22 protein-coding genes are annotated in these 25172 nt (G+C 63.1%); 12 read left to right on the top strand and 10 right to left on the bottom strand.

The genetic code is table 11. The annotated features are described in order from the left end of the window. Positions 1–119: 119 nt before the first annotated feature. Positions 120–1520: a TolC family outer membrane protein gene (locus OGR47_RS12290; RefSeq protein WP_165052014.1), complete on the top strand. Its 1401-nt coding sequence runs from the start codon at positions 120–122 to the stop codon at positions 1518–1520. A 38-nt stretch (positions 1521–1558) separates the two neighbouring features. On the opposite strand, the gene OGR47_RS12285 is transcribed toward OGR47_RS12290, so the two are convergent. From OGR47_RS12285 to OGR47_RS12265, 5 genes are read right to left on the bottom strand one after another with little or no spacing between them, the layout of a single operon-like run. Then, complete coding sequence (locus OGR47_RS12285) at positions 1559–3784, bottom strand: TonB-dependent receptor (protein ID WP_165051753.1); 2226 nt, start codon at positions 3782–3784, stop codon at positions 1559–1561. A gap of 53 nt (positions 3785–3837) precedes the next feature. Continuing rightward, a complete protein-coding gene (locus OGR47_RS12280) occupies positions 3838–4455 on the bottom strand; it encodes a HupE/UreJ family protein (RefSeq protein WP_165051751.1) in 618 nt (205 codons plus the stop codon). After that, complete coding sequence (locus tag OGR47_RS12275; RefSeq protein ID WP_165051749.1) at positions 4455–5054, bottom strand: HupE/UreJ family protein; 600 nt, start codon at positions 5052–5054, stop codon at positions 4455–4457. Before OGR47_RS12275 ends, OGR47_RS12280 begins: the two co-directional genes overlap by 1 nt. A 13-nt stretch (positions 5055–5067) precedes the next feature. Then, a complete protein-coding gene (locus OGR47_RS12270) occupies positions 5068–5997 on the bottom strand; it encodes a HupE/UreJ family protein (RefSeq protein WP_165052012.1) in 930 nt (309 codons plus the stop codon). 47 nt (positions 5998–6044) lie between these two features. Further along, entirely contained in the window at positions 6045–6818 is a 774-nt protein-coding gene (locus OGR47_RS12265; protein WP_306792335.1) for a peptidylprolyl isomerase, read from the bottom strand. Between the two features lie 336 nt (positions 6819–7154). Between OGR47_RS12265 and OGR47_RS12260 the strand changes: the two genes are divergently transcribed. The 3 genes from OGR47_RS12260 (at position 7155) to OGR47_RS12250 (ending at position 10421) form a co-directional block, all read left to right on the top strand. Next, a complete protein-coding gene (locus OGR47_RS12260; RefSeq protein ID WP_165051744.1) occupies positions 7155–9149 on the top strand; it encodes a hypothetical protein in 1995 nt (664 codons plus the stop codon). A gap of 83 nt (positions 9150–9232) precedes the next feature. Then, positions 9233–9730: a hypothetical protein gene (locus OGR47_RS21800; protein ID WP_306792334.1), complete on the top strand. Its 498-nt coding sequence runs from the start codon at positions 9233–9235 to the stop codon at positions 9728–9730. A gap of 67 nt (positions 9731–9797) precedes the next feature. Continuing rightward, the gene (locus OGR47_RS12250; RefSeq protein ID WP_165051742.1) at positions 9798–10421 is read left to right on the top strand and encodes a putative 2OG-Fe(II) oxygenase; all 624 of its coding nucleotides are present in this window, start codon (positions 9798–9800) and stop codon (positions 10419–10421) included. Between the two features lie 26 nt (positions 10422–10447). Here the strand turns inward: OGR47_RS12250 and OGR47_RS12245 are convergent, their stop codons facing one another. Both OGR47_RS12245 and OGR47_RS12240 read right to left on the bottom strand, forming a co-directional pair. Then, the gene (locus OGR47_RS12245; RefSeq protein WP_165051740.1) at positions 10448–13024 is read right to left on the bottom strand and encodes a spermidine synthase; all 2577 of its coding nucleotides are present in this window, start codon (positions 13022–13024) and stop codon (positions 10448–10450) included. A gap of 148 nt (positions 13025–13172) precedes the next feature. Further along, positions 13173–13712 (bottom strand): AAA family ATPase, encoded by a 540-nt coding sequence (locus OGR47_RS12240; RefSeq protein WP_206527440.1) that lies wholly within the window; start codon positions 13710–13712, stop codon positions 13173–13175. Here OGR47_RS12240 and OGR47_RS12235 point away from each other — a divergent pair. Further along, on the top strand, positions 13629–14165 hold the full coding sequence (locus tag OGR47_RS12235) for a DUF4180 domain-containing protein (RefSeq protein WP_306792333.1): 537 nt from the start codon (positions 13629–13631) through the stop codon (positions 14163–14165). The genes OGR47_RS12240 and OGR47_RS12235 overlap by 84 nt on opposite strands. A 45-nt stretch (positions 14166–14210) precedes the next feature. On the opposite strand, the gene OGR47_RS12230 is transcribed toward OGR47_RS12235, so the two are convergent. Together OGR47_RS12230 and OGR47_RS12225 are read right to left on the bottom strand one after the other, a co-directional pair. Next, positions 14211–14723, bottom strand: coding sequence for a GNAT family N-acetyltransferase (locus OGR47_RS12230; RefSeq protein ID WP_165051735.1), 513 nt, complete (start codon positions 14721–14723; stop codon positions 14211–14213). Next, on the bottom strand, positions 14711–15031 hold the full coding sequence (locus OGR47_RS12225; RefSeq protein WP_165051733.1) for a DUF1778 domain-containing protein: 321 nt from the start codon (positions 15029–15031) through the stop codon (positions 14711–14713). Before OGR47_RS12225 ends, OGR47_RS12230 begins: the two co-directional genes overlap by 13 nt. Positions 15032–15269: 238 nt before the next feature. Here OGR47_RS12225 and OGR47_RS12220 point away from each other — a divergent pair, with 238 nt between their 5' ends. Continuing rightward, positions 15270–16577: a UDP-glucose dehydrogenase family protein gene (locus OGR47_RS12220; protein ID WP_165051731.1), complete on the top strand. Its 1308-nt coding sequence runs from the start codon at positions 15270–15272 to the stop codon at positions 16575–16577. A 307-nt stretch (positions 16578–16884) separates the two neighbouring features. Beyond that, positions 16885–18288 (top strand): ribosome biogenesis GTPase Der, encoded by a 1404-nt coding sequence (gene der, locus OGR47_RS12215; protein ID WP_165051728.1) that lies wholly within the window; start codon positions 16885–16887, stop codon positions 18286–18288. A gap of 370 nt (positions 18289–18658) precedes the next feature. Here der and OGR47_RS12210 read toward each other — a convergent pair whose 3' ends face one another. Then, on the bottom strand, positions 18659–19246 hold the full coding sequence (locus OGR47_RS12210) for a poly-gamma-glutamate hydrolase family protein (RefSeq protein WP_165051726.1): 588 nt from the start codon (positions 19244–19246) through the stop codon (positions 18659–18661). 34 nt (positions 19247–19280) lie between these two features. Here OGR47_RS12210 and OGR47_RS12205 point away from each other — a divergent pair, with 34 nt between their 5' ends. The 5 genes from OGR47_RS12205 to OGR47_RS12185 all read left to right on the top strand — a co-directional run bounded on the left by OGR47_RS12205 (position 19281) and on the right by OGR47_RS12185 (position 25164). Further along, positions 19281–20291 (top strand): methyltransferase, encoded by a 1011-nt coding sequence (locus tag OGR47_RS12205; RefSeq protein WP_165051724.1) that lies wholly within the window; start codon positions 19281–19283, stop codon positions 20289–20291. A gap of 137 nt (positions 20292–20428) precedes the next feature. Further along, positions 20429–20848 carry a rubrerythrin family protein gene (locus tag OGR47_RS12200; protein WP_165051722.1) on the top strand — a complete coding sequence of 140 codons (420 nt, stop codon included), beginning with the start codon at positions 20429–20431 and terminating at the stop codon, positions 20846–20848. 161 nt (positions 20849–21009) lie between these two features. Beyond that, a complete protein-coding gene (locus tag OGR47_RS12195) occupies positions 21010–22353 on the top strand; it encodes a heterodisulfide reductase-related iron-sulfur binding cluster (protein ID WP_165051719.1) in 1344 nt (447 codons plus the stop codon). A 207-nt stretch (positions 22354–22560) separates the two neighbouring features. Continuing rightward, positions 22561–23151 (top strand): DUF3501 family protein, encoded by a 591-nt coding sequence (locus tag OGR47_RS12190; RefSeq protein WP_165051717.1) that lies wholly within the window; start codon positions 22561–22563, stop codon positions 23149–23151. A gap of 426 nt (positions 23152–23577) precedes the next feature. Further along, positions 23578–25164 carry a peptide chain release factor 3 gene (locus OGR47_RS12185; protein WP_165051715.1) on the top strand — a complete coding sequence of 529 codons (1587 nt, stop codon included), beginning with the start codon at positions 23578–23580 and terminating at the stop codon, positions 25162–25164. Positions 25165–25172 lie beyond the last annotated feature (8 nt).

Genomic DNA, 25172 nt, shown 5'->3' with positions numbered 1-25172 from the left:
ACGACTTCCGCCTCGGGAGTCACCTTGCCGCTCAAGTGAAACTTTTAGGGAAAAATATGTTCAAGAAGACTGGGGCAGCGACCGCAGGGTCTATTTCCCGTTTGGTCCACCGCGAGCGGATGTGCTTCTTCGTGATGGCGCTCGGCGGTTTGTCGCTTGGGATGACGGAACCTCTTTCGGCAGAAACGCTTCTCTCCGCGCTGGCGCGCGCCTATGCCGGCAATCCGGACCTCAACCAGAGTCGCGCCGCCGTCCGCGTCCGGGACGAGGACATGCCCAAGGCGGCCGCCGGGATGCGGCCCAGAGTCAATATCCAGGCTTCCGCCGGTCCCTATTATGGCAATTTGCGCTTACCGGCCGGGCGAAACGCAATGACCGGCCAGCGTCAGTTCACGCAGGAGGAATATACCGGCTATCCGCGCGGCGCGGCGCTCAACATCTCGCAAAGCATCTTCGACGCAGGCCGCACGAGCAATTCGGTGAGACAGGCCGAGTCGGGCGTCTTCGCCGCGCGCGCGACCATGCGGCTCACCGAGCAAGCGACCCTGCAAAATGGCGCCACCGCCTATATGAATGTGCTGCGCGACACTGCGGTCGTGAATCTGCGCAAGAACAACATCGCCGTGCTGGAGGAACAGCTCAAGCAGACCCGGGACCGTTTTCAGGTCGGCGAGGTGACGCGCACCGACGTGGCGCAGGCGGAGGCCTCCGTCGCCCAGGCGCGATCGGAGCTCTACGCCGCGCAAGCGCAACTGAAAAACAGCATCGCCAATTACCGTCAGATCATCGGCGTCGAGCCCATGCATTTGGAGCCGGGACGCTCGCTCGAACCTCTTCTGCCACGCTCGCTCCAGCAAGCGATCGAGATTGCGCTCGTCGAACATCCGGGCGTCGTTGCAGCGCTGCATCAGGCGGACGCGGTGGAGTCCGCGGTGAAGGTCGCCGAGAGCGCGCTGGCGCCCACCCTGTCAGTAAACGCCCAGGTTTCCCAACAATGGGATTCCTTTCTCGGCGTTCCAGGATCGCGTCAGTTCGCCGCCGCCGCCTTCGCTCAGCTCAATGTGCCGCTGTATCAGGGCGGCTCGGAATATGCCTCGATCCGTCAGGCAAAAGAGCAATTGAGCCAAGCGCGGCTCAACGCAGATTTGCAGCGCGATAGCGTGCGCGCGAGCGTGGTGTCGAGCTACGGACTGCTGGAAACCGCCAGAGCCTCGATCATCTCCAGCCGGGCGGCGGTGAAAGCAGCGGAAACTGCGCTCACCGGCGTGCGTGAAGAAGCGAAGGTCGGCCAGCGCACGACGCTCGACGTGCTCAATGCGCAGCAAGCGCTGCTCAATGCGCGCGTGAGTTTGGTGGTGTCGCAACGAGACCGCGTCGTCGCCTCTTATGCCGCGCTCGGCTCGATTGGTCGCCTCTCGGCGAAGGAATTGCAGCTCGACGTCGCCCTCCATGATCCGGGCGTCCATTTCGAGCAGGTAAAAACCAAGTGGTTCGGCGTCGATACGCCCGACAGGCGATAGCGTGCCTGCGCATGAAGCGTGCAGGTCAATCCCAGGCGTCAAAACCCTTGCTTTAGCCCCACGAAAAACCCGCGCCTGGGCCCATATTGCGGGGCGAAGACGCCGATCCCCGATCCGTCGCGCAGCTGATAGGCGTGGTCGAGGAGATTGACGATGTCGAAGCGCAGGGTCAGGGGCTTGCCGAAAACGGTCCCGATCTCGCGCGAGAGCCCCAGATTCACTTGAGTATAGGGCGAAACGTGGGTCGTGTTGGCGAAGCCGCTGCGGGCGCCGCTGCCATAGATCATGTTGATGGAGCCCCGCACGCCCTCGAAGACATAGGACGCGACGGCTGAACCTGTCCATGTCTGCGCATGATCCGTATAGATGTAATGGCGTGCGATATAGTCGATTTCCTCCTGGTCGAAGAGATACTGGTTCGAGGTGACCTGCGTCGCGCGCTGGCGGGCCCAGGCGAGATTGGCGTAGGCGCTGAAGTCGGCGCGCTGGTAGAGCGCCTTCAGTTCGACGCCGCTGTTATAGGCGCGTTCGTAGTTGAAAGCGGTCTGCACATAGGCCTGGCCGAATTGTCCGTCATCGAGCAGGTTGCGCGCGCGCTTGTAATAGAAGTCCACCCCCGCTTCGAGCTCCGGAGTCAGCTTCTGGGTGATCCCCACATCGATATAATGCGATCGTTCCGGCCGAACCGAGCTCGACCGAGGAACGGTCGGCTGAGCGACCGTGTTGTTGTAGGCGAAGAGGTTGCTCGGCGCGGCGAGCACTTGCGAGGGCGGCGTGAAATAACGCGCGTAACCCACGTGGAAGGTCGTATCGGCAGTGGGTTTGAAAACAACCGATGCGCGCGGGCTCAGCTGATCGGCTCGCACATATTGCCACATGCTGTCGTAGCGGACGCCGGCGTTCAATGTGAGCTTATCGGTGATTTTCCATTCGTCCTGGACGTAGCCACCCGCGAACCAGCCGACCTTCCTGTTAGGGTCATAGGCAAGGACGGGCAAAGCCGATGGATCGCCATTGCCGTCGAGCGCCAGAACCGACGACGAATTCACCACATTCGTCTTCTCGGCGAAGCCTATGAAGCCGCCGCGCAACGTGTGGCTTTCATCGATACGGTAAGCGGCGTCTCCCTGCAGGCCGTTGACGAGGCTGCCACGATAGACGTCCGATGCGACGCCGTTGAAAATGAGATCGCCGAGCTGGTCAGGAAGATAATGGACCGTCGAATAGCGTGAGAAATACGAGACCTGCGCCTCGAGGTTTTCATAGGACTTCGATAAAGCCAGCACATTGTAGAAAGTGCGTTCGATCTGGTTCTCGTTGAGCTTCCCCGAGTTGAATTGATCAAACCCGCAGACAGCAAATTGCGGCGGCTGGTTTGGCGTGTTGGGAATTTGATAATGAGCGACCGACGAGCCTGTGAGGAAGTTCAACTTGGTCGCGGCGTCAATCTCATAGGACGCGAAGCCGAAAAACCGCTCTTGCCGCGCACGATCATGCAAGGCTTCATGGCTCGGCGTGGTGTTTTGCAGGCCAAGATTGTTCATGTTCAGGCGGCCGGAGGCGAAGACCTGCCAGGGGCCCGTTTTGGCGCCGTAGTCGAAGGTGGTCTGCCCCGTCGCATGGCTGCCGCCGTAAATGCCGACAGCGCCGCCGGGCGTTGGCGGCGGCGGGCGCGAGACGATGTCGACGACGCCCGCCGTGCGAAGTCCATATTGGGCGGGCAGAGCGCCGGTCAGCAGCGACACCGAGCCGATAAAGCCGGTGTCCATGACTTGCCCGAAACCCGTGACGCCGTCGGGCAGCAGCACGCCATTGACGCGATACTGCACATTGCCGTGCTCGTTGCGGATATGGAAACTGCCGCCCGCCGCCGAGTCCTGCGTCACGCCCGGGGTCTGCAGCAGAATTTGATCGAGCGTCGCCTGGCTTCCTTGCGGCAGCGCTTCGATGGCGCGGCGATCCAGCGTGTAAACATTGGAGCCGATCTTCGGCAGCAGCCGGTCGAGCCGGGCGCGCTGGGCGTCTGGCTCGGGCTGCGGCGCCGGGGCAGGGCTGGCTTGCGGCGCCGGGGGAGGCAGATTGGCGCGCGTTACGACGGGACGGGTGGTTGGCGCTGCAGGGCGCGGAGCCGTCGCGCGCTGTCGATGCGCGGCGCCGATCTGGATCGTGGGCAAGGCCTGCTGCGCGATTGCGGACCCTTGTCCGCCGGTGAGGCAGAGCGCAGCTGAAAGGAACGCTAAACCAGGAACGCGAAGGTGCTGCATCGGACTTTGCGGGGCCCATTCTTGGACGCGGCCCGAGATTCGGGCTTCGCCGGTCAAGGCGCGAAGGCAAGCCCGCCCATCATCAGTCCAATGGCGGCGATCCAGCTGCCAAGAGCGCGCAATGCGATACGTCGCCAGGCTGGGGAGTTGGCGTCCCCTTTCTTGAACTCGGCTGTAGCAGCCATAAATAGCGTGATTGTGACATAGCCCGCGAGCGCTAATCCGGCGGCAAAGAGAAGGGCGTTGGTCTCTTGCGTCATGCCGCTGGCGTTGGACGCGCCGCGCATGACGGCCAGTCCGATCGCCATTGCGGCGAGAAGGACCCGGTGAATGCGCAGCTCTGTCGCTAACAGTAGGCCGAGCGCCACAAGCGTTCCCGCGGCCGCCAATGCGTCGTCGAACGAGACATTCGTGGCCATATGCAGGCCCAAGCCGGCGAGAAGCCCCAGTGGGAACAACAAGACGAGCGGCCTCGCCGCCGATGGCCCCTGCGCGCCCGCAAGTAAGCCCAGGCCCACCCAAAGAAGGACGTCTTGAAGATCGGACAAAGGATGCGCCGCGCCCGCGTAAAAATCGCCGAGCCGCGCGCCGATGATGTGCGCGTCCGCTGGCCCTGCCCAAAGGAGCAGCGCCGCTGCGGCGGTAAAGGCCTTTGTTCGCCAGCTTGCCATCAGGCGGCTCCCACGCTGAGCGCTAGAAAGTAACAGCCGAGCGCGGCGATTGCGGCGCCGAGCGCCTGGATCAGCCTTTCGCCCAGCGGCCAGCGCGACAAAGCGCCGATAACGATTCCACACAGATGAAGCAGGCCGGTGGCCGTGACGAAGCCCACGCCATAGGCCAGGGGATGCGCGGCGCTCGGAAGCTCAACGCCATGCGCATGTCCGTGGAAGATCGCGAAGAGCCCAACGAGAACTGCGGAAGCAGCAAGCGGCGCGCGAAAGCGGGTCGCAACGACCGCGCCAAGAACAAGAGCGGAAAGCGCGATCGCCAATTCAGGGGCGGGCAGCGGAATATGCAAAACGCCGAGAACCCCACCAATCGCCATGACCAGCGGAAAGGTGATCGGCAGCAGCCATATCGCCGGCGCGCCGAGTTGCGCGCCCCACAGGCCGACGGCGACCATGGCGATCAGATGATCGGCCCCGCTCAGTGGGTGGAGCAAGCCGCTGGCGAGACCGCCCTCGACGCCTGCCTGCTCATGTGCGACGGCCTGAGAGGCGATCCCCCAATAGATCAGGATCGAAAAAACGGACCGACGGTAATGGGACATGAGGACGCTCCACTCAGCCGATTGCCAGAACGCGCAACAAGCGGCCGATGAACCAGAACATTGCAACGGAACCGACCGCGTAAGCCGGAACGAAGGCGGCCCTTTCCGGCAGCAAGGCGCCGAGACGACGGTGCGCCCAAATGAGAGCGAGCGCCAAGAGAACGAATGCAAGCTGCCCGATCTCGACGCCGACATTGAAAAAGGCGAGGGCCGCCGGCAGCAGGCGGCGCTCGATCCCCAATGCTGCAAGCGCGCTCGCGAAACCTATGCCATGGACGAGTCCGAACGCGCCCGCGACGGCCCAGGGGTAGCGCTCGGTCAGGCTCGTTTCGCCGCGTTGCTTCTTTACGATTTCGACGCCGACAAAAACGATGCTGAGGGCAATACAGGCGTTCAAAGGCCGTTCCGGCACGCCGATCAGCCCGAAAGCCGTGGCGGCCAGCGAGGCGCTATGGCCGACCGTGAAGGCGGTGATGGTCTTCACCAGCCGCCAGCCGCCGCCCACGATCCAGATCAGACCGAGAACGAACAGCAAATGATCGGCGCCGAGCAGGATGTGATCGATACCGTAGTTGACGTAAGTGACGCCGAGCTCGATCCAGCTTTGAAGCGTTGGCGCTCCCTGACCGAGAACGGTGACGGTGGGATTGGCCGTGGTAAGCGTGTAGCTGCGCTCTTCGCCCGCGATGGGAATGATCTTGATCAGCGCCGCGGACATGTTCGCGCCGAGGTTGCCGATCGTGATCGGGCCGACGAGGCCTTTTTCGCCGCAGTTCAATTCCGGCAATCGCAGAAAGCAGTGAGCGGGCGCGCGAAGATCGACGCGCGCCGCGCCGATCGAGGGCTCCATCGTCCAGCGGCCGACGAAGGCGCCAGCGCGCACCTCGCGAAATTCGAGCACGCCCAACGACGTTTCATGGGCGTGAAGCGCAAGAGGAAGCATTGTCCCCGCGAAAACCAGTAGGGCGGCAAGACGTCTCAGCAAGGCGCTCACTGCTCTATCCGCACTGTATAGGACGCCTTCAATCGGTTGACGGCCTCCCAGGCGCGCGTGCGCGTTTCATCCGCGCGCCACAGGCGCAGGGTTTCGTCGCGGAAATCGTCGAAATTTGCGCGCTGACCAGGACGGCGCGAGTCGAGCCGCGCGACATGCCATCCCTCCTTTGATTGGAGCGCGGCCCATTCTCCCTGCGGGAGCTCGAGAAGCGCGTCGCGGAATTTTTCGCCGAACGCCGGCGCAATGCTGCCGATCGGGCGCGCGAGAATTGCGCGCGTCTGCTTTTGAAGCTCTTCCGACTCGTGCTGGCCGCGGATTTCTTCCAGCTGCCGGCGCGCCGTGACCTCGTCGGCCGCAGGCGTCAGATAAAAGCCGACGCGCTCCGGTTCGTCGAACCGGTCTCTGTTCTTCTCGAACCAGTCGCGTAAATCTTTTTCGGTTGGCTGTGGCAGTCGGATCTGATCGAAAATGAGCAATTGAAGCTTATAGGCGATCCGATCGCGGATCGTGTCGTCGCCGCGATCCACGCCGAGCGCTTTTCCCTCGCGATATAGAATTTCGCTTGCAACCCAGCTGTCGATCATTTTCTGCAACTGGGCGTCTGTGGGCTGGCGCTCCTTGTCCTCGTCGAAACTGTCGATGAAGGACTGGCGTAGCGCCTTCGATACAGTGATGACGCGTTCGTCTTTCGGCGGCGGATGCAATGCCGCATCCAGTGCGAAGATCAGAGCCCCGATGACGGCAAAATGAAGCAAAGGCTCGCGCAAAAGAGTTCTCGTTAACGCTGAACCAGTCGATTGTGGGGTCGACATCCTTTCCTCGCTCGCTTCGCCCTGTAATGTTTTATTGCCGACCTGTGACAGGGGGCGGCTCTCTCTTTCGTCTTCGACGTAGAAGTTCTTGCGCCGAGTTGACGGGGCTCCTTATGCATCGCCACAAACGTTCTGTCACCGGGGCGAACGAAAAATTCATTTATTCGATCAAGGGCTAAAACCAGCCCCACTGTAAAAAAACATTCACACGTCTGTTGTTTTCACCCCTTACTTGCCGCGCCATCCACGGGCGTTCGCCCGGGGTTGGGTCGATTTTATCGAGGGGTTATCATGCAGCGTTCCACAAAGGCGCTCTTGCTGACGGCGGCGTCTGTTTCGCTCGCTTTTGGCGCTTCGTCCGCCACGGCTGAAAAAAGCAACGAAGGCCACCGCAAGAACAATCCGTATGTCGCCGGCGACATGCACAACCACAACACCTGCACCGACGGCTCGGTAGCCGCGGGCTATACGATCGATCGCGCGGTCGGCAAGGGCGCGGCGCCTGCTGGCGGCGTGAATTTCGATCTCGACTGGTTCACGCTCGGCAACCATGGTGGCTCCGGCAATCGCGACTGCCGCTTCGCCGACACGAGCGCCAATCTGCCGGGCGAAACCACGACCTATTGGTCGCAGACGCTCGGCCAGACGATCCAGGGCATCACGATCACCAGCCTCAAGGGCACCCCGAATGGAACGGGGACCAGCGCGCAGATGTGGCGCTGGCAGTCGATCAAGGAATTGGAATATCCGGTCATCATCGATCGCACCGCGCAGTACAACAAGGTGCTCGTGGAAGGCCTGGAATGGGTCGTGCCCGGCCATGAGCATACGGACGTCGCGGTGATCGCGGGTCAGCGCCCGCGCAACGGCGGCGGCAACGCCGACAAGATGGCCGAATTCGAATTCCGCTTCGACCGCAACGACGGCGACGCCATCGGCCCGGTCGACGCCAATGGCAATCCGATCTGGACCGGCAAGGACACCGTCAACAACAGCGGCGTCGCCGGCCATGGCAAGGCGCTCGAGGGCGTCAAGTGGCTGCAGGCGAATTTCCCGCTGCAGTCCTATGCGGTCCCCACGCATACCGAACGCCAGGGCCCGTTCTCGGCGACCGCCAGCAAGGGCTATAACATCGAGCACTTCCGCGACTTCAACAATGCGGGGCCGACGGTCGCCTTCGGCATCGAATCGCCCGGCCATATGGCCGAGGGCGGACTCACCGGCGGCTCGGGCTCCTATGGCCCCAACGCGGTTGGCGGCGGCACTTACGGCATGGTCGGCGTTTACAACGCGAAGATCGGCGGCCTCTGGGACGGCATGCTGGGCGAGGGCCGCAACTTCTTCATGTTCATCAGCTCCGACTGGCATTCGCGCGGCGCCTTCGGCGCGCGTGACCGCGCCACCACGGCGGACTTTATTCCGGGTGAATACTCGAAGCTCTATGTCCCCAAGACCGAAGGCTTCCGTAATCAGTCCATCGTCGACGGCATGCGGAGGGGCAATTCCTATTCGGTGGGCGGCGACGTCGTCGGCCCCGATCTGGTCTTCCGCGCCAAGGGCCCGGAGGGCGAGTGGAAGACGATGGGCGAAACCATCGTCGCCAAGCCCGGCGAGACGATCAAGATCGAGATGGAAATGACCATCCCGGCCAAGAACAACAGCCCCTATAGCTTCGCTAACCCGCTGTTGGCGCAGGTCGGCCTCAAGCAGCCGCTCGACAAGCCGTCGCTCGATCACGTCGATCTGATCACCAGCAAGATCACCGGCGTCCTCCAGCCGGGCGATGCTGGCTACGCGGTCTCGAACGCCGCGGGCGTCGCCGGCGCCGACATCGTCTACAATCCGAACGCGAAGCTCTATCAGCAGATCGTCTCCAAGGACATGAAGTCGAAGAAGCTGGCCGACGGTTCGGTCCGCCTGTCCTTCGAGGCGACCCTGAAAATGGGATCGGAGCCGGGTTATATTCGCGCGCGCGGCACGAATATCCCGCTTGCGACCCCGAATGTGACGGACGCCGCCGGCAATCCGCTGCTCGACAAGAACAACGCTCTCGTCGATTGCGCGGATCCCGCTTGCCCCGCCCATCTCGAATCCGTTGGCGGCGTGAAGAAGGTGACTCACGACGTTCAGGCGTGGTCGAACCTCTGGTTCTATGCGAACCCGATCTTCTTCCGGCCCGCGGGCTCGCCCAAGCTCCTCGTCGAGAAGAATGCGGAACTCGCGAAGCGTCTCGGCAAGCACGATCACGACGATCACGACGACGAGCAGCACGCCGAGCGCGACTAATCTCGCGGCTCGAGAACGAAACTAATGCCGGCGGCGTCGTGTGCGCCGCCGGCTTTCCATTCTGCTAACCGGGTTCCTGAATTTTGCGCCTCCAGTCTCTTCTCCCCCTTCTCCTCGCCTTGGCGATCGGCGTCCTGGCTGCCGCCTTGTGGCGATTTGCGCCCGAAGAGGATGTTGCAGCCAAAGTCACGCAAGCGGCGCCGGCTCCTGTCGAGGCGGCCGCGGACCTGGCAGTCGCGCCAACCGCGACAGAAGCAAGCGCAGCCGATGACGAGCCGACCAAGGAAGATTGCGTGGCCGCTGTCGACAAAGCGCGGGCCTTGGCTAACCCTTTGCCTGCGGATCATCCGTCCCGCTATATCGTTGAGCGACACCTGCATCAGTCGATGGCCGAAGCCGGAAATGGCGAATTCGACGACTGCCTCTATTGGGCGGAGCGCGCTGCGGATGAGGTTCGCGAGCAGCGTCACGCCGCAAACGACAAGATCGACGTCCTTCGGCCCGATCAATTGCCAGCGAAACAGCCGGAGCGCTCCAAAGCTGCGGAGAGCAAACACGCGCATGAGAAATCTCGCCACTGACGCCCCTTGTGCAATCTTCGCATAAGCGTTCATAAACGGCGATCAAGCAGCGCAGAGTCACTCAGCCATGGATCAAGTCGAACCGCTCTTTCCCATTCCGCTCATGCGTTGTCCGGGCGTGTTGAGCCCGGAGTTGGTGGCCGCGGCTGTCGCCGCAATTCGCGACGCGCCGATCGAGAAAAATCTACGGTCGGATCAACTCTTTCACACCCAGATCTCCGACCCGCGCCACAATAAGCTGTTCGAGCAGCTCTCCGAGCTGGCGATTCCCAAGCTCGCCGACTTCGGCGCGCTCCTCTTTGGCGAGCGGCTGCAGTGGACCATCAAGGAAATGTGGACGAATGTGCTGGAGCCCGGCGGCAGCCAGGCGCTTCATTCGCACGCCAATAGTTTTGCGTCGGGCGTTTTTTATCTCACGCCGTCGCATCCCGGCAGCCGCACGGCGTTTGTCCGGCCGCCGGGCGGATTCGAATTTTCTTTTCGGCATCACACGCGCTCGGCGGCAGTGGGGCCGTTCAACGCCGGAAAATATGTGGTGCCCGAGGCCGAGCCGGGGGACCTGATTTTGTTCCCAAGCTACCTCTATCACGAGGTTCCGAAGAACCAGGGCGACGTCAGAGTCACAGTGGCGCTCAACGCCATCCCTGACAGGCTGGATTGCTGGGGCTACGAGATCAAATTCACGCCGTGAGAGTCTTGTCCGTCATTCGCAAGGCGTCACCGGCTGGCGTCCCTTGCCAGCAGTTCGCGAGCGGCGCCGCGCATAGGCGCCGCGGCGTCGATCTCGCGCAGCAGCGCGACGCCTGCGGCGCGGTCCGACGCAATCAACGCTCGCGCCATGCTGATCAGAGGGCCGTAAGCCGGCTCGAACTCTTCACTCTGCCGGAGCGTCTCGAGTAGCCCTTGCGATGCGGCGTCGATCAGAGCGCGCCCGCGCGGTTCTCCCGGCAAGGCCGCGCCGGCCTCCAGAAAGCGATTGCGCGCGCGCCAATAGGAGGCGAGACGCGCGGCAAAAGCGTCTTGCCTTCCGGCAGGCAATAGCTCGCCAGCGTCAGTGATCATCCCGCGCGAGACGGCGAGCAGAGTCTTCCACGGCGGGGCGGTCAATGCAGCCACATTGCGATGCGCGTCGAAGGTCACGAAAGGCCTGTCGTCAGTGTTACGCGGCCCGTCCCCAGCGAAAGCCGCCAAAGCGCGCGGTCCACCTAAAAATTGCCCGAGGAGGTCGATTGGCGCGATAAACCCGAGCGGTCTGACGACAGCAGCGAGCGAAGGTTCGTCGAGTCTTGTTGCAAGCGTGTCGAACGCGGGCGCACCCGCGTCGCGCGGACCGACGAGGGCCAGCATCGGCGTTCGCACGCTATAATGATTGAGCCAAGCTGAGCCGCCCGGATAGACTTCCAGAAAGCTGCGAATAATGGCGCGTAGCGAGGGCAGATCGAGTTGATACAAAGGCAGCCACTGGCAAAAAATCCCGCCGGGGGCCAATCTCTCTCGCACCGCGGCGAAATGCTCGGTGGTGTAGAGCGCGCCGCTGCCGTCCAGAGCGGGGTGGAAGAGGTCGGCGATAATGACATCGTGATGTTCGCGATCGGCGGTGACGTAACGACGCGCATCGGCGACAGTCACTTTGGGAAGCGCGACGCTTTGCGTCTCATTGGCGAACCAGGGCAGCAACTCCACCACTTCGGGAAGAAGCTCCACCCCATGCGCCTCGACGCCGGGCATCATCGCGCCGCCTATGAGCGTCGCGCCCGTGCCGACGCCCAGGAACAGGGCCCGATGTGGCGCCGGATGTAGAAGCAGCGGCAATATCGCCTGCCGATAATCCGAACGGGCGGAGCTCGTGCCGCCCATGCGAAAATGACCGTTGATATCGAGATAGCGCACGCCCGCTGCATCATCGACGACGCTCGCCGTCGCCATCGGCCCCTCGCGTGTCGCCAGCACGGCGCCGCCATTGGGCGGCCGTATCAAGGACGGCTCGGGCCTTATGAATAAAAACACGCCGAGCAGAGCGGGCGCGGCAAGAGCGATAAGCGACGCCTGGCGTAGTGGAAGCAACAGCAGATAGCCGAGCGCCACCAGCGCCAGCGCACGCCAGACGCCGAAGCTGGGAATGAGAATGAGCGCGGTCGCCAGCGGGGCCAGCGCGGCCCCGAGGCTATTGACGCCGACGGCCCAGCCCAGCGAACCACGCGCGTCACGCGCTTGCTGAGCCAAATAGCCGAACAGAGCGCCCATTGCGCATGATGGGAGCAAGAAAAACGCGATCGCAACCGCAAATTCGCCAATGACGCCGCTTGCCGCGGCGCCTTCGGCAAGGGGTGTGCCAAAGGGCGCGAAAGCTGCGGTCAAAAGGCAGGAAAAAGCGCTCGCCGCCAAAAGCCAGCCGAGGCTCGAGTGATCGCCTTGCCGCCCGAACCTTTGCCACAGCAGCCCGCCGGCCGCGACGCCAAGAAGGTAGGCGGCAAGCAGGGCGGCAAAAGTGTAGACGGTATCCTGAAGGATTTGCGCCGCAAGCCGAACGACGAGCGTTTCGAAGGCGATCCCAAGCAAGCCCGTCGCAAACAAGGTGATCGTCAGGCGCCGCGCACCGTCCGGCGCCGGCCGCAAGATCGTCGGCTCCGCCGCTTCGTCGGTGTCTCTTTGCAAGGCGAGGGCGCCGAAAGCGCAGAGCGCGTTCAATCCGGCAAGGCCAAAGAGCGTGTTCGACAAGCCCAGTTGCGGCACGAGAAGAAATGCGCAGGCCAGGGCGCCCGCGACGGCGCCGGCGGTGTTGGCTCCATAGACGCCGGCGCTCGCATGGGCGTCGCCCTCGATCGTCGCGGTAAGACGGTCGAGCGCGGTCAGCGTTCCGCCCATCGCCGCCGTCGCCGGGAGAAGCGCCAGCGCCGGCAGGGCAAAGCTGGCGAACCACAGCGCAAGCGGCGACGGCTCGGCGCCAACCAACTCCGGCATGATCCGAGCGGCGCCCGGAAGCAGCCAGGCGCTCACGACAGCCCAAGTCCCGATCGCGGCTTCGAGAGCCGCATAGGCGCGACAGGGCGCTCGCGCTTTCCTGATCAACGGATCGAGAACGAAGGCGCCCAGAGCCAATCCGCTGAAAAACCCTGCGACGACCCCGAGCACGGCCATCATCTCGCTACCGAGCGCAAGGCTCAACATGCGGGTCCAAACGATTTCATATCCAAGGCCGGCGAAACCCGACGCCAAGACAATCGGGACCAGCGCCCATCGGAGATAAAACCTGCTGATCCGCCCCCTGGCTCGCTCCGGCGGATTAGTCTCCATGCTTATTGCCCCTGTTGAAAAGTCCTACAAAAACAGGAGCTATCGACGGGATGATACGCTTTGATGACGGGTTGGAAACAATAGAGTGGGAATGAAATGAGGTGGTTTCGCGTTTGGCGGGCTATCCGCTTTTAGCGGTTTGCCTTGGCTAGGCGACGTTCCCGAGACACGCCTGCACGAAATCGGCGCGCGCCGATATCGCAGTCTGCGGCAAGTTGATCACGTCATAGTCCAGGGCGGGAAACGCCGTCATCAAGCGATGATACTCCGCCGTTGCAGCCTCGAATCCGTGCTGGCGGCCGGGGTCCGTCACATAGATTTCGGGCCACGGTGGAGCCATGAAGACTCGGCGATGGTAGCGCTGGCTTGTGCAAAGAGGACGCAGCACCGGCTCTCCCGTAAGAGTCTCCAACGCGGACGCAGCATCCACAAGACCGCGGTCGAAGAACACCCACCCTTCATGAGCCGCTGCAGAAATGCGATCGGCCAAAGCCATATCTATGGCGCGACGAAGAAACGCCGCTTGATCGACCCAAGGGAGAGCTTTTCCCGCGGTTGCCAGTTCCTCGGCTATGATGCGACGGCCCGGTTCCTCGACAACGGCATGGCCGCGAGCGCTCAGTTCGGCCAACAGGGTCGATTTGCCCCCGCCGGAACAGCCGGAGATCAATACGAAACGATTGTTCAACGAAATATCCTCTTTTGCATCGCGAGATCGTGTTCGATTTTCTACGCGGCTGACAGAAAGAACGGTTCTATGAATGGTAACGTTTTGCTCATTAGCGGGGTCCGCGTATTCAGTTGCGGCGCGGAGGGCCCTCGAATTTCCGCCGAAGCAGAGGTCAACGATCTCGTAAGCGAGGCTCTTGGTCAGCGAGCCGATGTCGTCGTTTTGCCCATCGAACGCCTTACGGAAGATTTCCTCCGATTGAGAACCGGGTTTGCCGGTTTGCTCATCCAAAAATTCGTCAACTACCGGCTTTGTCTTGCGATCATTGGCGACATAGAAAGCGCCTTGGCTCGAAGTGAGCCGCTGCGAAACTTCGTTTATGAGTCAAATAGGGGGACAACATGTTGGTTCTTCGAGGACGTTGGCGGTTTGGGGGATAAACTGCGGCGAACCGAGCGGTCTTCGACCTGAAGAGGTTTTGATCTAATGGTCGAAGCTTAACCGGGCGGCCGACTCCTAAACTAGCGACCGAATCACCGTCTCAATCGGCAAAAACAAAATCCCGCTATCCGCCGGATACTCGATAAACTCCGCGCAGCGCAGATAAAACCGCTTCGCCGCCTCGTCCTTGGCGTGCACCAGCACGGCGGCGACGCCGATGCTCTGGGATACCGCCGTGATGCGGCGCAGGGCGTCGGATAGCAAATCGGCGCCGAGTCCTTTGCCCGCATGCTCCCGGCTCGCGGCAAGACGCCCGATCACCGAGACCGGAATGGCGTCGGGGGCGTTGCGGCGCATCTTGCCGGGCGCCGCGGCGCGTTCCACGGCCCCGGCCGAAACGCAGTAATAGGCGACCACACGCTTGCCCGCGCAGACCACATAGTTTCGCGAAAAGCGGCTTTCGTTTCTGAGCGCGCGATGCCGCAGCCAATCGTTCAGGACGGGTTCGCCGCAGTCGAAATCGGAGAGATCATGTTCGGCGGTAAGTGGAACGGGCGCCGAAAGCGCGGCGCGCGCTACTTCCCCCATGCCGGAACCCGGCGCAGCAGCGACTCGAGCTTCGGTCCCGGCGCCGGCGGATTGTCGAGCGCGCGCATGAAGGCGTCGTAACGGTCCGGGTCGAGCGCGAACAGCCGTTGATCCAGCAACACGTCGATCGCCTGCCTTCGGGCGCTCTCGATCATGAACTCCGTGCGCGTCTTTCCGAGGACCGCCGCAGCCTCGTCGATAAGCTGGCGCGTATTCGCTTCGATACGCAGGTTGATGCTGGCTTTCGCATCGGCCGTCGATGGGCGCGCGGCAGCTTCCAAGCTATCGGAAGAGGAGGAACGAGACATGGGGGAAAGATGGTGGGTTGTATCTACATTGTCAATACGATTCGGGTCCAAAGAGCCCCGGCCTCGCCCCACACCCCAACGCCCAAGTCGACTTTCCCGCCTCCCTTCTGTAAGGAAGCCTGCCAGAGATCGCTGACAAGAATCTGTAATACTGGGTAGCTAACCCGCCTGTGCGGAACTCCTTCCGCTGCGAGAGCCTGTCGGCCGAACGCCCCCACGAACCGAGGGAGAGTGGATTTTGCGCATTGCAATGATTGGCAGTGGTTACGTGGGTCTCGTGTCAGGGGCGTGCTTTTCGGATTTCGGCCATACGGTCGTTTGCGTCGATCTCGACGAGGCGAAAATCAAAGCCCTCGAAGCGGGCGTGATGCCGATCTATGAGCCGGGTCTCGAGCAACTGGTGGAGCGCAACGTTCGCGACGGACGTCTGAGCTTTTCGACCGATCTGAAAGCCTCCGTGGCGGGCGTCGATGCGGTCTTCATCGCGGTCGGCACGCCCTCACGTCGCGGCGACGGCCATGCGGACCTTTCTTATGTTTTCGCGGCTGCGGCTGAAGTTGCGCGCGCCGCCACCGGGCCGCTCGTCGTCGTCGATAAATCGACCGTGCCGGTGGGGACCGGCGACGAGGTCGAGCGCATCGTGCGTGAGACGCGCCCGGGCCTGCAGATCGACGTGGTCTCCAATCCGGAGTTCCTGCGCGAAGGCGCCGCGATCGAAGATTTCAAGCGGCCTGACCGCGTCGTGCTCGGCGTCGAGAGCGAGCGCGCCCGCGAGGTCATGGCGGCGATCTATCGCCCGCTCTCGCTCAACGGCCTGCCGATGGTCTTTGTGGAGCGTCGGACTGCAGAGCTGATCAAATACGCCGCCAACGCCTTCCTCGCCGTCAAGATCACCTTCATCAACGAGATCGCTGATCTGTGCGAGGCGACGGGCGCCAATGTGCAGGATGTCGCGCGCGGCATCGGCCTCGATAAGCGCATCGGCTCCAAGTTCCTGCACGCCGGGCCGGGCTATGGCGGCTCCTGCTTCCCGAAGGATACGCTGGCGCTGGTCAAGACCGGCCACGACTTCGAGGCGCCCGTTCGCATCGTCGAAACCGTGGTCAGCATCAACGATCAGCGCAAGCGCGCCATGGGCCGCAAGATCATCGCGGCCTGCGGCGGCTCGGTGCGCGGCAAGACGATCGCCTTGTTGGGCTTGACCTTCAAGCCCAATACCGACGACATGCGGGACGCGCCCTCGCTGGCGATCGTGCAGGCGCTGCTCGACGCGGGGGCGACCGTGCGCGGCTACGATCCCGAAGGCATGTCGCAGGCGAAGGCGCTCATGCCGACGATCGAATACGCCGGCAACGCCTATGATTGCGTGACGGGCGCCCATGCTGTCGCGCTGGTGACGGAATGGGACGAGTTCCGCGCCCTGGATCTCGGCCGGGTGAAGGAACTGGTCGCCGACCCGATCCTGGTCGATCTTCGTAACGTCTATCCGGTCGGAGAAGCGGAGCGTTACGGCCTGCGTTACGTCAGCATCGGCCGGCCGGTCTGAGTTGAGGGGACGGACGCCGCTGGGGCTTCGATCGGTCCGGCTCGGCGCAGCGCGCGGACCGGCTTATGATCCCCGCGACCCCCTCCCTGTCCCTCCCCCGCATAGGGCGTCCGAAGGACGCCCGTCTTTCGACGGGCTGCGCGGGAGAGGGGACGCTCCTGATCGGCATTGTCGATGAAGGCCACAATCTGCTCCCTCTCCCGCGAAGCGGGGGAGGGTTGGGGAGGGGGCCATTTTTTTGGGTAAACTGGTCGTCCGCCGGCTTATCTGTGTTATGCCCGCTGGTCTTCCGGAGAAAACTGAAGAAATGTCCTTCTCGCTCGCCATCATCGGCCGGCCCAACGTCGGCAAGTCGACGCTCTTCAACCGGCTGACCGGCAAGAAGCTGGCGCTGGTCGACGACCGCCCTGGCGTCACCCGCGACCGCCGCGAGGGCGAGGCCAAGCTCGCCGATCTGCGCTTCACCATCATCGACACAGCCGGGTTGGAGGAGGGCGCCGCCGCGACCCTCGAAGGGCGCATGCGCGCCCAGACCGAAAGCGCCATCCTCTCCGCGGACGCCATTCTCTTCGTCATCGACGCCCGCGTCGGCGTGACGCCGGACGACAAATATTTCGCCGATCTCGTGCGCCGTGCCGCCAAGCCGGTGATCCTCATCGCCAATAAGGCGGAAGGCAAGGCGGGTGAGGCGGGCGCTTTCGAGGCCTATTCGCTGGGCCTCGGCGACCCGGTCCCGCTTTCCGCCGAGCATGGCGAGGGCATGAGTGAGCTCTACTCTGCGCTGCGCGAGGCGCTGCCCGAAGAGACCGCCGAGCCTGCCGAGGAAGAGGAAGAGCAGGACGAAAACCTCTATGACGACGAGGAGGACGGCAGCGATCTCGACGTCACCAAGCCGCTGCGCATCACCGTCGTCGGGCGGCCCAATGCCGGGAAATCGACGCTGATCAATCGCATTCTCGGCGAGGAGCGCCTGCTGACCGGGCCAGAGGCGGGCATCACCCGCGATTCCATCGGCGTCAATTTTCTGTGGCGCGACCGCAAGATCAAACTCTTCGACACGGCGGGCCTGCGCAAGCGCGCCAAGGTGATCGACAAGCTCGAAAAGCTCTCGGCCGCCGATGCGCTGCGCGCCGTGCGTTTCTCGGAAGTGGTGGTCCTGCTGATCGACTCGACGATCCCCTTCGAGAAGCAGGATTTGACCATCGCCGATCTCACCGCGCGCGAGGGCCGCGCCTTCGTGATCGGCCTCGGCAAATGGGATTTGATCGAGGACAAGGGCGCGACGCTGATAAAGCTGCGCGAAGACGCCGAGCGGCTGCTGCCGCAGGTGCGCGGCTGTCCGGTTGTGCCGGTCTCCGGCGCGACGGGGCAGGGGCTCGACAGGCTCATGGAGGGGATCGTCGCGACCCATGAGGTCTGGAACAGGCGCATCGCCACGGCGCGCTTGAACCGCTGGCTGCTGCAGACGGTGGAAGAGACGCCGCCGCCCGCCGTTTCCGGCCGGCGCATCAAGATCCGCTATATGACCCAGGCCAAATCCCGCCCGCCGCATTTCGTGCTGTTCGGCAATCAGCTCGAGGAATTGCCGGCAAGCTATGAGCGCTTCCTGATCAACGGGCTGCGCAAGACCTTCGATCTGCCGGGCGTGCCGATCCGCATCTCGAAGCGGGCGGGGGATAATCCCTTTGCAGGGAAGAAGCGGAGAGGCTGAGCGCCAGTCCTTCAGCCGCAGAGCTGGACGCCAAACGAAAACGGGGTCGCCATGGCGACCCCGGAAGCGCTTCCAGCTCGAGCCCGAAGCATTCTGATCTAACTTAAGCGGACAGCGCCCGAACCAGGTGCGGAGCCTGGGTGATGAGCGCGACAATGAGCGCAATGACGCCCAGAGCGATGAACAGGGGCTTCATTTTGGAAGGCTGGTTGGGAAGCGACATCGTTTTTTTCCTTTGGCCGCATTTTTGGACCGTGCGTCTTTTCAGCACACAGCACGGCTAGGCTAAAGGGCGCTGGAAGTAAATCTGAGACCGCGCCAAAATAAGCGGCATGCTGCGCCATCCCCGGGATATTTTTCGAAAATCCCTTCAGCTTCGCAGCGCTCCCCGCACAGCCTCGGCGAAGGCGCGGCTATTTGCCGCGTCCTTCGCAAAGGCGATCCTGAGCGCTCTTGGCAGCTCCAGTTGCACGCCGGCGCCGAGGCGCCCCTTGTTGCAAATATTGGCGGGATCGCGACCCGCGAGCGGATGCCCCTCTCCGACGGCTTTGGCTCCAAATCCGCAGACTGTCAGCGCGGCGCAGATGGCGTCGCGCAATTCCTCGTGCAGGCCGCCGACCCAGACCGCCGCCGGGTCCGCGCCATTCTTCCGGCCATGCACGCCGACAACGATTTCCGAACGCGCCGCCAGCAGCAAGGCTTGCGGCTCGTCGAAACGCGTCGAGGTGATATGCAACCCGTCGCCTTTGGCGCGCATCATCAGGCTCTCGAAACAGTAGAGCGAATGCGTCTCGCCGGCGATCGCCGCGGCAATCTCCGACGTGCCCGGCTCGATGAAGCCGCCATGCGGCGCGACGATGGCGATCGGAGAAGGACGCGCCGTGAGCCGGATGCGGTAGTGTACATCCTTGACCTCGCGCGCGGCGAGCGCCGTGAAGCTGTGATATTGGTCGGCCATGAAAAGGAATTAGCTTTTCGAGAAGAGGTTTGTCATGACCGTGCGGCCCTCGCCCGAAAAGCTCCTCGTCCTCGGCATGTCTTTCTGGAACGCCAAAGCGCTGCTTTCGGCCGTGGAGCTCGGCGTCTTCGACGCGCTGGCGGAAGGCCCCGCCGATCTCGAATCGCTACGCCAGCGGCTCGGCCTCCATGAGCGCTCGGCGCGGGATTTCTTCGACGCGCTGGTCGCCCTGAAGCTGCTGGAGCGTCAGGACGGCAACTACCGCAATGCGCCCGACGCCGATTTCTTCCTCGTGCGCGCCCGGCCCAGCTATGTCGGCGGGCTTTTGGAGATGGCCAACACCCGGCTTTACGAAAGCTGGGGCCATCTCACCGAGGCGCTGAAGACCGGCCAACGCCAGAGCGAGAACAAGGAAGAGGGCGACTTCTTCGCCGCGCTCTATGCCGATCCGGCGCGGCTGCGCGGCTTCCTCGCCGCGATGAGCGGGGTGAGCGCCGGAGCCGCCAACGCCATCGCCGGCAAATTTCCGTGGAAGAACTATAAGAGCTTCGTCGATGTGGGCGTCGCCCAGGGGATGGTTCCCGTCACCATCGCGCGCGCCCATCCGCATTTGAGCGGCGGGGGCTTCGACCTGCCGCCCGTCGGGCTGATCTTCGACGAATTCGTCGCCGCAAACGGACTGTCGGAGCGGCTGCAGTTCCACGCGGGCGATTTTTTCATAGACGCGCTGCCGCAAGCGGATGTGATCATCATGGGACACATCCTGCACGATTGGGATCTCGAGCAGAAACGCCTCCTCGTGAAGAAGGCTCATGAGGCCTTGCCCGCCGGCGGCGCGCTCATCGTCTATGAGGCGCTCATCGACGACGACCGCCGCCAGAACGCTTTCGGCCTGCTGATGAGCCTCAACATGCTGATCGAAACCCAGGGCGGCTTCGATTATACCGGCGCCGACTGCCAGGGCTGGATGAAGGACGCGGGCTTCAGCGAGACCCGCGTCGAGCATCTCGTCGGGCCGGACTCCATGGTAGTGGGGATCAAATAGGCGTGTGCAAGAACGGGCGGAAAGGCGGCGCGCTCGATCATATTTCAGTTGGACTGCCGCTCAGTTTTGAATTATTCTAATAATGCGTCACGGAGCCCTAGAGGCTCCGTTACGAAATTTCTCCTTGGAGGCAATAAATGGCAACGCTCAAGGGCAGCAAGACCGAAGAGAACCTGAAGGCCGCCTTCGCCGGCGAATCGCAGGCGAACCGCCGCTATCTCTATTTCGCTCAAAAGGCCGACGTCGAAGGCTACAACGACGTCGCCACCGTGTTCCGCTCCACCGCGGAAGGCGAGACCGGCCACGCCCACGGCCACCTCGAATTCCTCGAGGTCGTCGGCGATCCGGCCACCGGCCTCCCGATCGGCAAGACCGCCGACAACCTCAAGGCCGCCGTCGCCGGCGAGACCCACGAATACACCGACATGTATCCGGGCATGGCCCGCTCGGCTCGCGAAGAGGGCTTCGAGGAAATCGCCGACTGGTTCGAGACGCTCGCCAAGGCCGAGCGCTCCCACGCTGGCCGCTTCCAGAAGGCGCTCGACGAGCTGAAGTAAGTTTTTCGGAATTCCCCCGTCGCGCGATAAGGCGTTGAAAGACGCTGTGCGGCGGGGGTGAGGGGCCGGGCTAGCCCCAGTTCCTCTCGCTGGCCCCTGACGACCAGCCTCTCCCCGTTTTTATGGGGAGAGGCCAAAGCGCGGCTTGAAGCAGGACGATCATGAGAGAAGGCAGTCTCGAGGCGCCAACCAGACTCCCGCTGGATTGGGAAAATCCCGATTTCTATGACGAGGCGAAGCTCGACGCGGAAATGCGCCGCATCTTCGACATTTGCCATGGCTGCCGCCGCTGCTTCAATCTCTGCGACAGTTTTCCGAGGCTCTTCGATCTTGTCGACGAATCGGCAAGCGGCGAGCTCGATACGGTCGACAGCAAAGACTTCAAGAAGGTCGTGGACGCCTGCACGCTCTGCGACATGTGCTTCCTCACGAAGTGCCCCTATGTTCCGCCGCACGAGTTCAATCTCGACTTCCCGCATCTGCTGCTGCGTTACCGCGCGGTCGAGGCGAAAAAGAATGGCGTCGGCGCCGCCGATCGCGCGCTGACGGAGACCGACCGCAACGGCAAATGGGCGACTCTGATTTCGGGCGCCGTCAATTGGGCGACGCGCCGCGGCAGCCCGTTGCGCGCGCTCGAAGAAAAATTTGCGGACATAGACACGAAGGCCGAGCTGCCGAAATACGCCAGCCAGACGCTAGAGGCGCGCGCCAAGGCCAATCCGCCCGCCCGCGACGAGGCGGCGCCCGCCAAAGCCCGCAAGGTCGCTCTCTACGCAACCTGCTATGGCGATTACAACGACACCTCGATCGGCGTAGCGGCGATTGCGGTGCTCGCGAAAAATGGCGTCGAGACCAAGGTGGCCTATCCGGGCTGCTGCGGCATGCCGAAGCTGGAGCAGGGGCTGCTCGACGAGGTCGCCGATGGGGCGCGCAAGGTCGCGGCGGCGCTGGCGCCCTATATCGACGAAGGCTACGACATTGTCGCGCCGGTGCCGTCCTGCGCGCTGATGCTGAAATTCGAATGGCCGCTTATTCTGCCGAATGACGCAAGCGTGAAGCGCCTCGCCGAGGCGACCTTCGACCTGTCCGAATATATCGTCGACATCGCCAAGAAAGAGGGGCTTGCCGAAGGCATGGCGCCCGTCGACGGCGGCGTCGCCTTCCATATGTCCTGCCACTCTCGCGCGCAGAACTTCGGCCAGAAGGGCGCGGAGCTACTGAGGCTCATTCCTCAGGCCGACGTCGCAGTTGTCGAGCGCTGCTCGGGCCATGGCGGCGCCTGGGGCTATAAGAAGGGCAATTTCGAAACCGCGATGAAGGTCGGCAAGCCGGCCATGCGCCAGCTCGATACCGCCGGCAAGAAGCATGTGGTGTCGGAGTGCCCGCTCGCGGGCATTCACATCGAGCAGGGGATCGAGACGCTCGCCGGCGACAAGCCGAAGCACGAGCGGGTGAGCCACCCGATCGTGCTGATGGCGCGCGCTTACGGCGTCGCGAGCGAATAGGGCGGCGTCGGGCGACTCATCCCTCCCCTTTACGGGGAGGGTGGCCCCGCGAAGCCGGGTCGGGCGGGGTAAAGCCCCACCGCTACCGTTGCGGCGCGAACCCCACCTGGCCGCCTTCGGCGACCGACCTCCCCGTAAAGGGGAAGTATTTGGGGTCAACGACGACAGATTAGCTATTTACCCAGGGTGAGGGTTCGAGAGAGTCTCATGTCAAGCAAAACCGAAATCACCCGAGCCGACATTCTCCCCTGGGCGGAATACGCCAAGACGCGAGCGGAGCACCGCAAGCGCATCACGGCGATCAAGCGCAACCGCCGCGTCGAGGTCGGGCCTTTCGTGACCTTCTATTTCGAGAGCTTCGACACGATGTGGCTGCAAGTGCAGGAGATGCTGCACATCGAGCGCGGCGGCGACGCGCAGATCCCCGAAGAACTCGCCGCCTATAACCCGCTCATCCCGAAGGGGCGCGAACTTGTCGCGACCTTTATGATCGAGATCGACGATCCGCTGCGCCGCGCCCGCGTGCTGGCCGGGCTAGGCGGCGTCGAGGACGCCGCCTTTATCGAGATCGGCTCCGAGCGCGTGATCGGCAAGGCCGAGACCGACCAGGACCGCACCACGGCCGACGGCAAGGCGAGCAGCGTGCAATTCGTGCATTTTCTCTTCACGGACGCGCAGGTCGAGGCCTTCCGGCAGCTGAATGCACGGGCGATCCTGGGGCTCTCGCATCCGAACTACAGCCATATGGCGGTGATGTCGGAGGCGACGCGCGAGGCGCTCGGGGGGGATTTCGCGTAAGAGCAGGAGTTTTTTTACGATCGACCAGCTGTCAGGCGCGCTTTATGCGAGGCTCAAATGGCTGAAAAATTATGAGTCGCGACTTTCTCGGTCTGGATTATCGCGAAGAGTGAGGAGACCGCGCCGAGCCGGCATGCGCCTCCTATCAGGGAGCGCCCCGCTGGGCGTGAGCCAATCCCTCCCCTTTACGGGGAGGGTGGCCCCGCGAAGCGGGGTCGGGTGGGGTAAAGCCCCAACCCTGCCGCTCCTGCACGGACCCCACCCGGCGGCCTGGGGCCGCCGACCTCCCCGTAAAGGGGAGGTATCTGCGGCTAATGACGCTGGATCGCTGTTCGCCTGATTGACCTGCGCCTCTTCGGGATTGCGAGGCAGGCCGCTTGCCGTTAATCCCATCTCCAAACCAGTTCCTCTAGAAACGAGCCACGCTTGACCACCGCCACCACCCGCGACCCCGTTTCGCGGCGACGCACTTTCGCGATCATCTCGCACCCCGACGCCGGCAAAACCACGCTTACCGAAAAGCTCCTGCTCTTCGGCGGCGCCATTCAGCTTGCCGGCGCGGTGAAGGCCAAGCGTAACGCCCAGCAGACGCGCTCGGACTGGATGAGCATCGAGCGCGAGCGCGGCATTTCGGTCGTGACCTCGGTGATGACCTTCGAATATGCCGATTGCGTCTTCAATCTGCTCGACACGCCCGGCCACGAGGACTTCTCGGAAGACACCTATCGCACGCTCTCGGCCGTCGATGCGGCGGTGATGGTCATCGACGCGGCCAAGGGCATCGAGGCGCGCACGCGCAAGCTGTTCGAAGTCTGTCGCCTGCGCGACATCCCCATCGTCACCTTCGTCAACAAGCTCGACCGCGAGGGCCGCGATCCTTTCGAGCTGCTCGACGAGATCGAGAAGACGCTGGCGCTCGATACGACGCCGATCACCTGGCCCATCGGCGGCGGCAAGAATTTCGCGGGCACCTATCGTTTCGCGACCAAAACGGTGCGCCAGATCGACAAGGACGCCGACCTGCTGCAAACGAACGGCCTCGACGATCCGATCTTCGATACGCTCCTGCCCAACGCCGCCGACGCCTGGCGGGAGGAGGCGATGCTCGCGGAGGAGGGGTCGAAACCTTTCGATCTCGCGGCCTTTCGCGAGGGGCATCTCACGCCCGTCTTCTTCGGCAGCGCGCTGCGCAATTTCGGCGTGCGCGATCTCATCGACGCCATGGCCGAATATGCGCCGAGCCCGCGCGCGCAGGAGGCCGACAAGCGCGTGGTGCAGGCGAATGAGCCAAAGATGACCGGCTTCGTCTTCAAGATCCAGGCGAATATGGATCCCAACCACCGCGACCGCATCGCCTTCATGCGCGTCTGCTCCGGCAAACTCACGCGCGGCATGAAAGCGAAGCTCATCCGCACCGGCAAGAACATCCCGATCAACGCGCCGCAGTTCTTCTTTGCGCGCGACCGTTCGATCGCCGACGAAGCTTATGCAGGCGATGTCGTCGGCCTGCCGAACCATGGTCAATTGCGCATCGGCGATACGCTGACCGAAGGCGAGGATATCGTCTTCCGCGGCGTGCCGAGCTTCGCGCCGGAAATTCTGCGCCGCATTCTCATCTCCGATGCCATGAAGGCCAAGAAGCTGCGCGAAGCCTTGCAGCAATTGGCGGAGGAGGGCGTGGTGCAGGTCTTCACGCCGCATGACGGCGCCGGCTCCATCGTCGGCGTCGTCGGCGCACTGCAGCTCGACGTGCTGGCGACGCGGCTCGGCGCCGAATATGGACTGACGACGCGCTACGAAACCTCGCGCTTCACCATCTGCCGCTGGATCACTTCCGACGAGCCCGCGAAGCTCAAAAGCTTCATCGACTCGAATGGCTCCAGCATCGCCGACGATCTCGACGGCGCGCCGGTGTTCATGAGCACCTCGGCGTTTCAGCTCAATTACGACGCGGAGCGCAATCCGGCGATCAAGTTCTCCGATGTGAAGGACTATCAGAAGAGCGTAGTGTAATCCTACGC

Origin of the sequence: Methylocystis sp. MJC1 (assembly GCF_026427715.1) — a bacterium.
Classification (GTDB): domain Bacteria; phylum Pseudomonadota; class Alphaproteobacteria; order Rhizobiales; family Beijerinckiaceae; genus Methylocystis.
Note: the sequence above shows the minus strand (reverse complement) of the source record. Positions and strands in the feature narration are given on the sequence as shown.

Excerpts from the sequence above, each read along its gene's own strand:
- OGR47_RS12250 (WP_165051742.1), top strand. The coding sequence starts at position 9,798 with ATGGATCAAGTCGAACCGCTCTTTCCCATTCCGCTCATGCGTTGTCCG.
- OGR47_RS12190 (WP_165051717.1), top strand. The coding sequence starts at position 22,561 with ATGTCAAGCAAAACCGAAATCACCCGAGCCGACATTCTCCCCTGGGCG.
- OGR47_RS12275 (WP_165051749.1), bottom strand. The coding sequence starts at position 5,054 with ATGTCCCATTACCGTCGGTCCGTTTTTTCGATCCTGATCTATTGGGGG.
- OGR47_RS12280 (WP_165051751.1), bottom strand. The coding sequence starts at position 4,455 with ATGGCAAGCTGGCGAACAAAGGCCTTTACCGCCGCAGCGGCGCTGCTC.
- OGR47_RS12200 (WP_165051722.1), top strand. The coding sequence starts at position 20,429 with ATGGCAACGCTCAAGGGCAGCAAGACCGAAGAGAACCTGAAGGCCGCC.
- OGR47_RS12290 (WP_165052014.1), top strand. The coding sequence starts at position 120 with ATGTGCTTCTTCGTGATGGCGCTCGGCGGTTTGTCGCTTGGGATGACG.
- OGR47_RS12285 (WP_165051753.1), bottom strand. The coding sequence starts at position 3,784 with ATGCAGCACCTTCGCGTTCCTGGTTTAGCGTTCCTTTCAGCTGCGCTC.
- der (WP_165051728.1), top strand. The coding sequence starts at position 16,885 with ATGTCCTTCTCGCTCGCCATCATCGGCCGGCCCAACGTCGGCAAGTCG.
- OGR47_RS12195 (WP_165051719.1), top strand. The coding sequence starts at position 21,010 with ATGAGAGAAGGCAGTCTCGAGGCGCCAACCAGACTCCCGCTGGATTGG.
- OGR47_RS12245 (WP_165051740.1), bottom strand. The coding sequence starts at position 13,024 with ATGGAGACTAATCCGCCGGAGCGAGCCAGGGGGCGGATCAGCAGGTTT.
- OGR47_RS12230 (WP_165051735.1), bottom strand. The coding sequence starts at position 14,723 with ATGGGGGAAGTAGCGCGCGCCGCGCTTTCGGCGCCCGTTCCACTTACC.
- OGR47_RS12235 (WP_306792333.1), top strand. The coding sequence starts at position 13,629 with ATGGCCGCGAGCGCTCAGTTCGGCCAACAGGGTCGATTTGCCCCCGCC.
- OGR47_RS12210 (WP_165051726.1), bottom strand. The coding sequence starts at position 19,246 with ATGGCCGACCAATATCACAGCTTCACGGCGCTCGCCGCGCGCGAGGTC.
- OGR47_RS12225 (WP_165051733.1), bottom strand. The coding sequence starts at position 15,031 with ATGTCTCGTTCCTCCTCTTCCGATAGCTTGGAAGCTGCCGCGCGCCCA.
- OGR47_RS12260 (WP_165051744.1), top strand. The coding sequence starts at position 7,155 with ATGCAGCGTTCCACAAAGGCGCTCTTGCTGACGGCGGCGTCTGTTTCG.
- OGR47_RS12270 (WP_165052012.1), bottom strand. The coding sequence starts at position 5,997 with ATGCTTCCTCTTGCGCTTCACGCCCATGAAACGTCGTTGGGCGTGCTC.
- OGR47_RS12205 (WP_165051724.1), top strand. The coding sequence starts at position 19,281 with ATGACCGTGCGGCCCTCGCCCGAAAAGCTCCTCGTCCTCGGCATGTCT.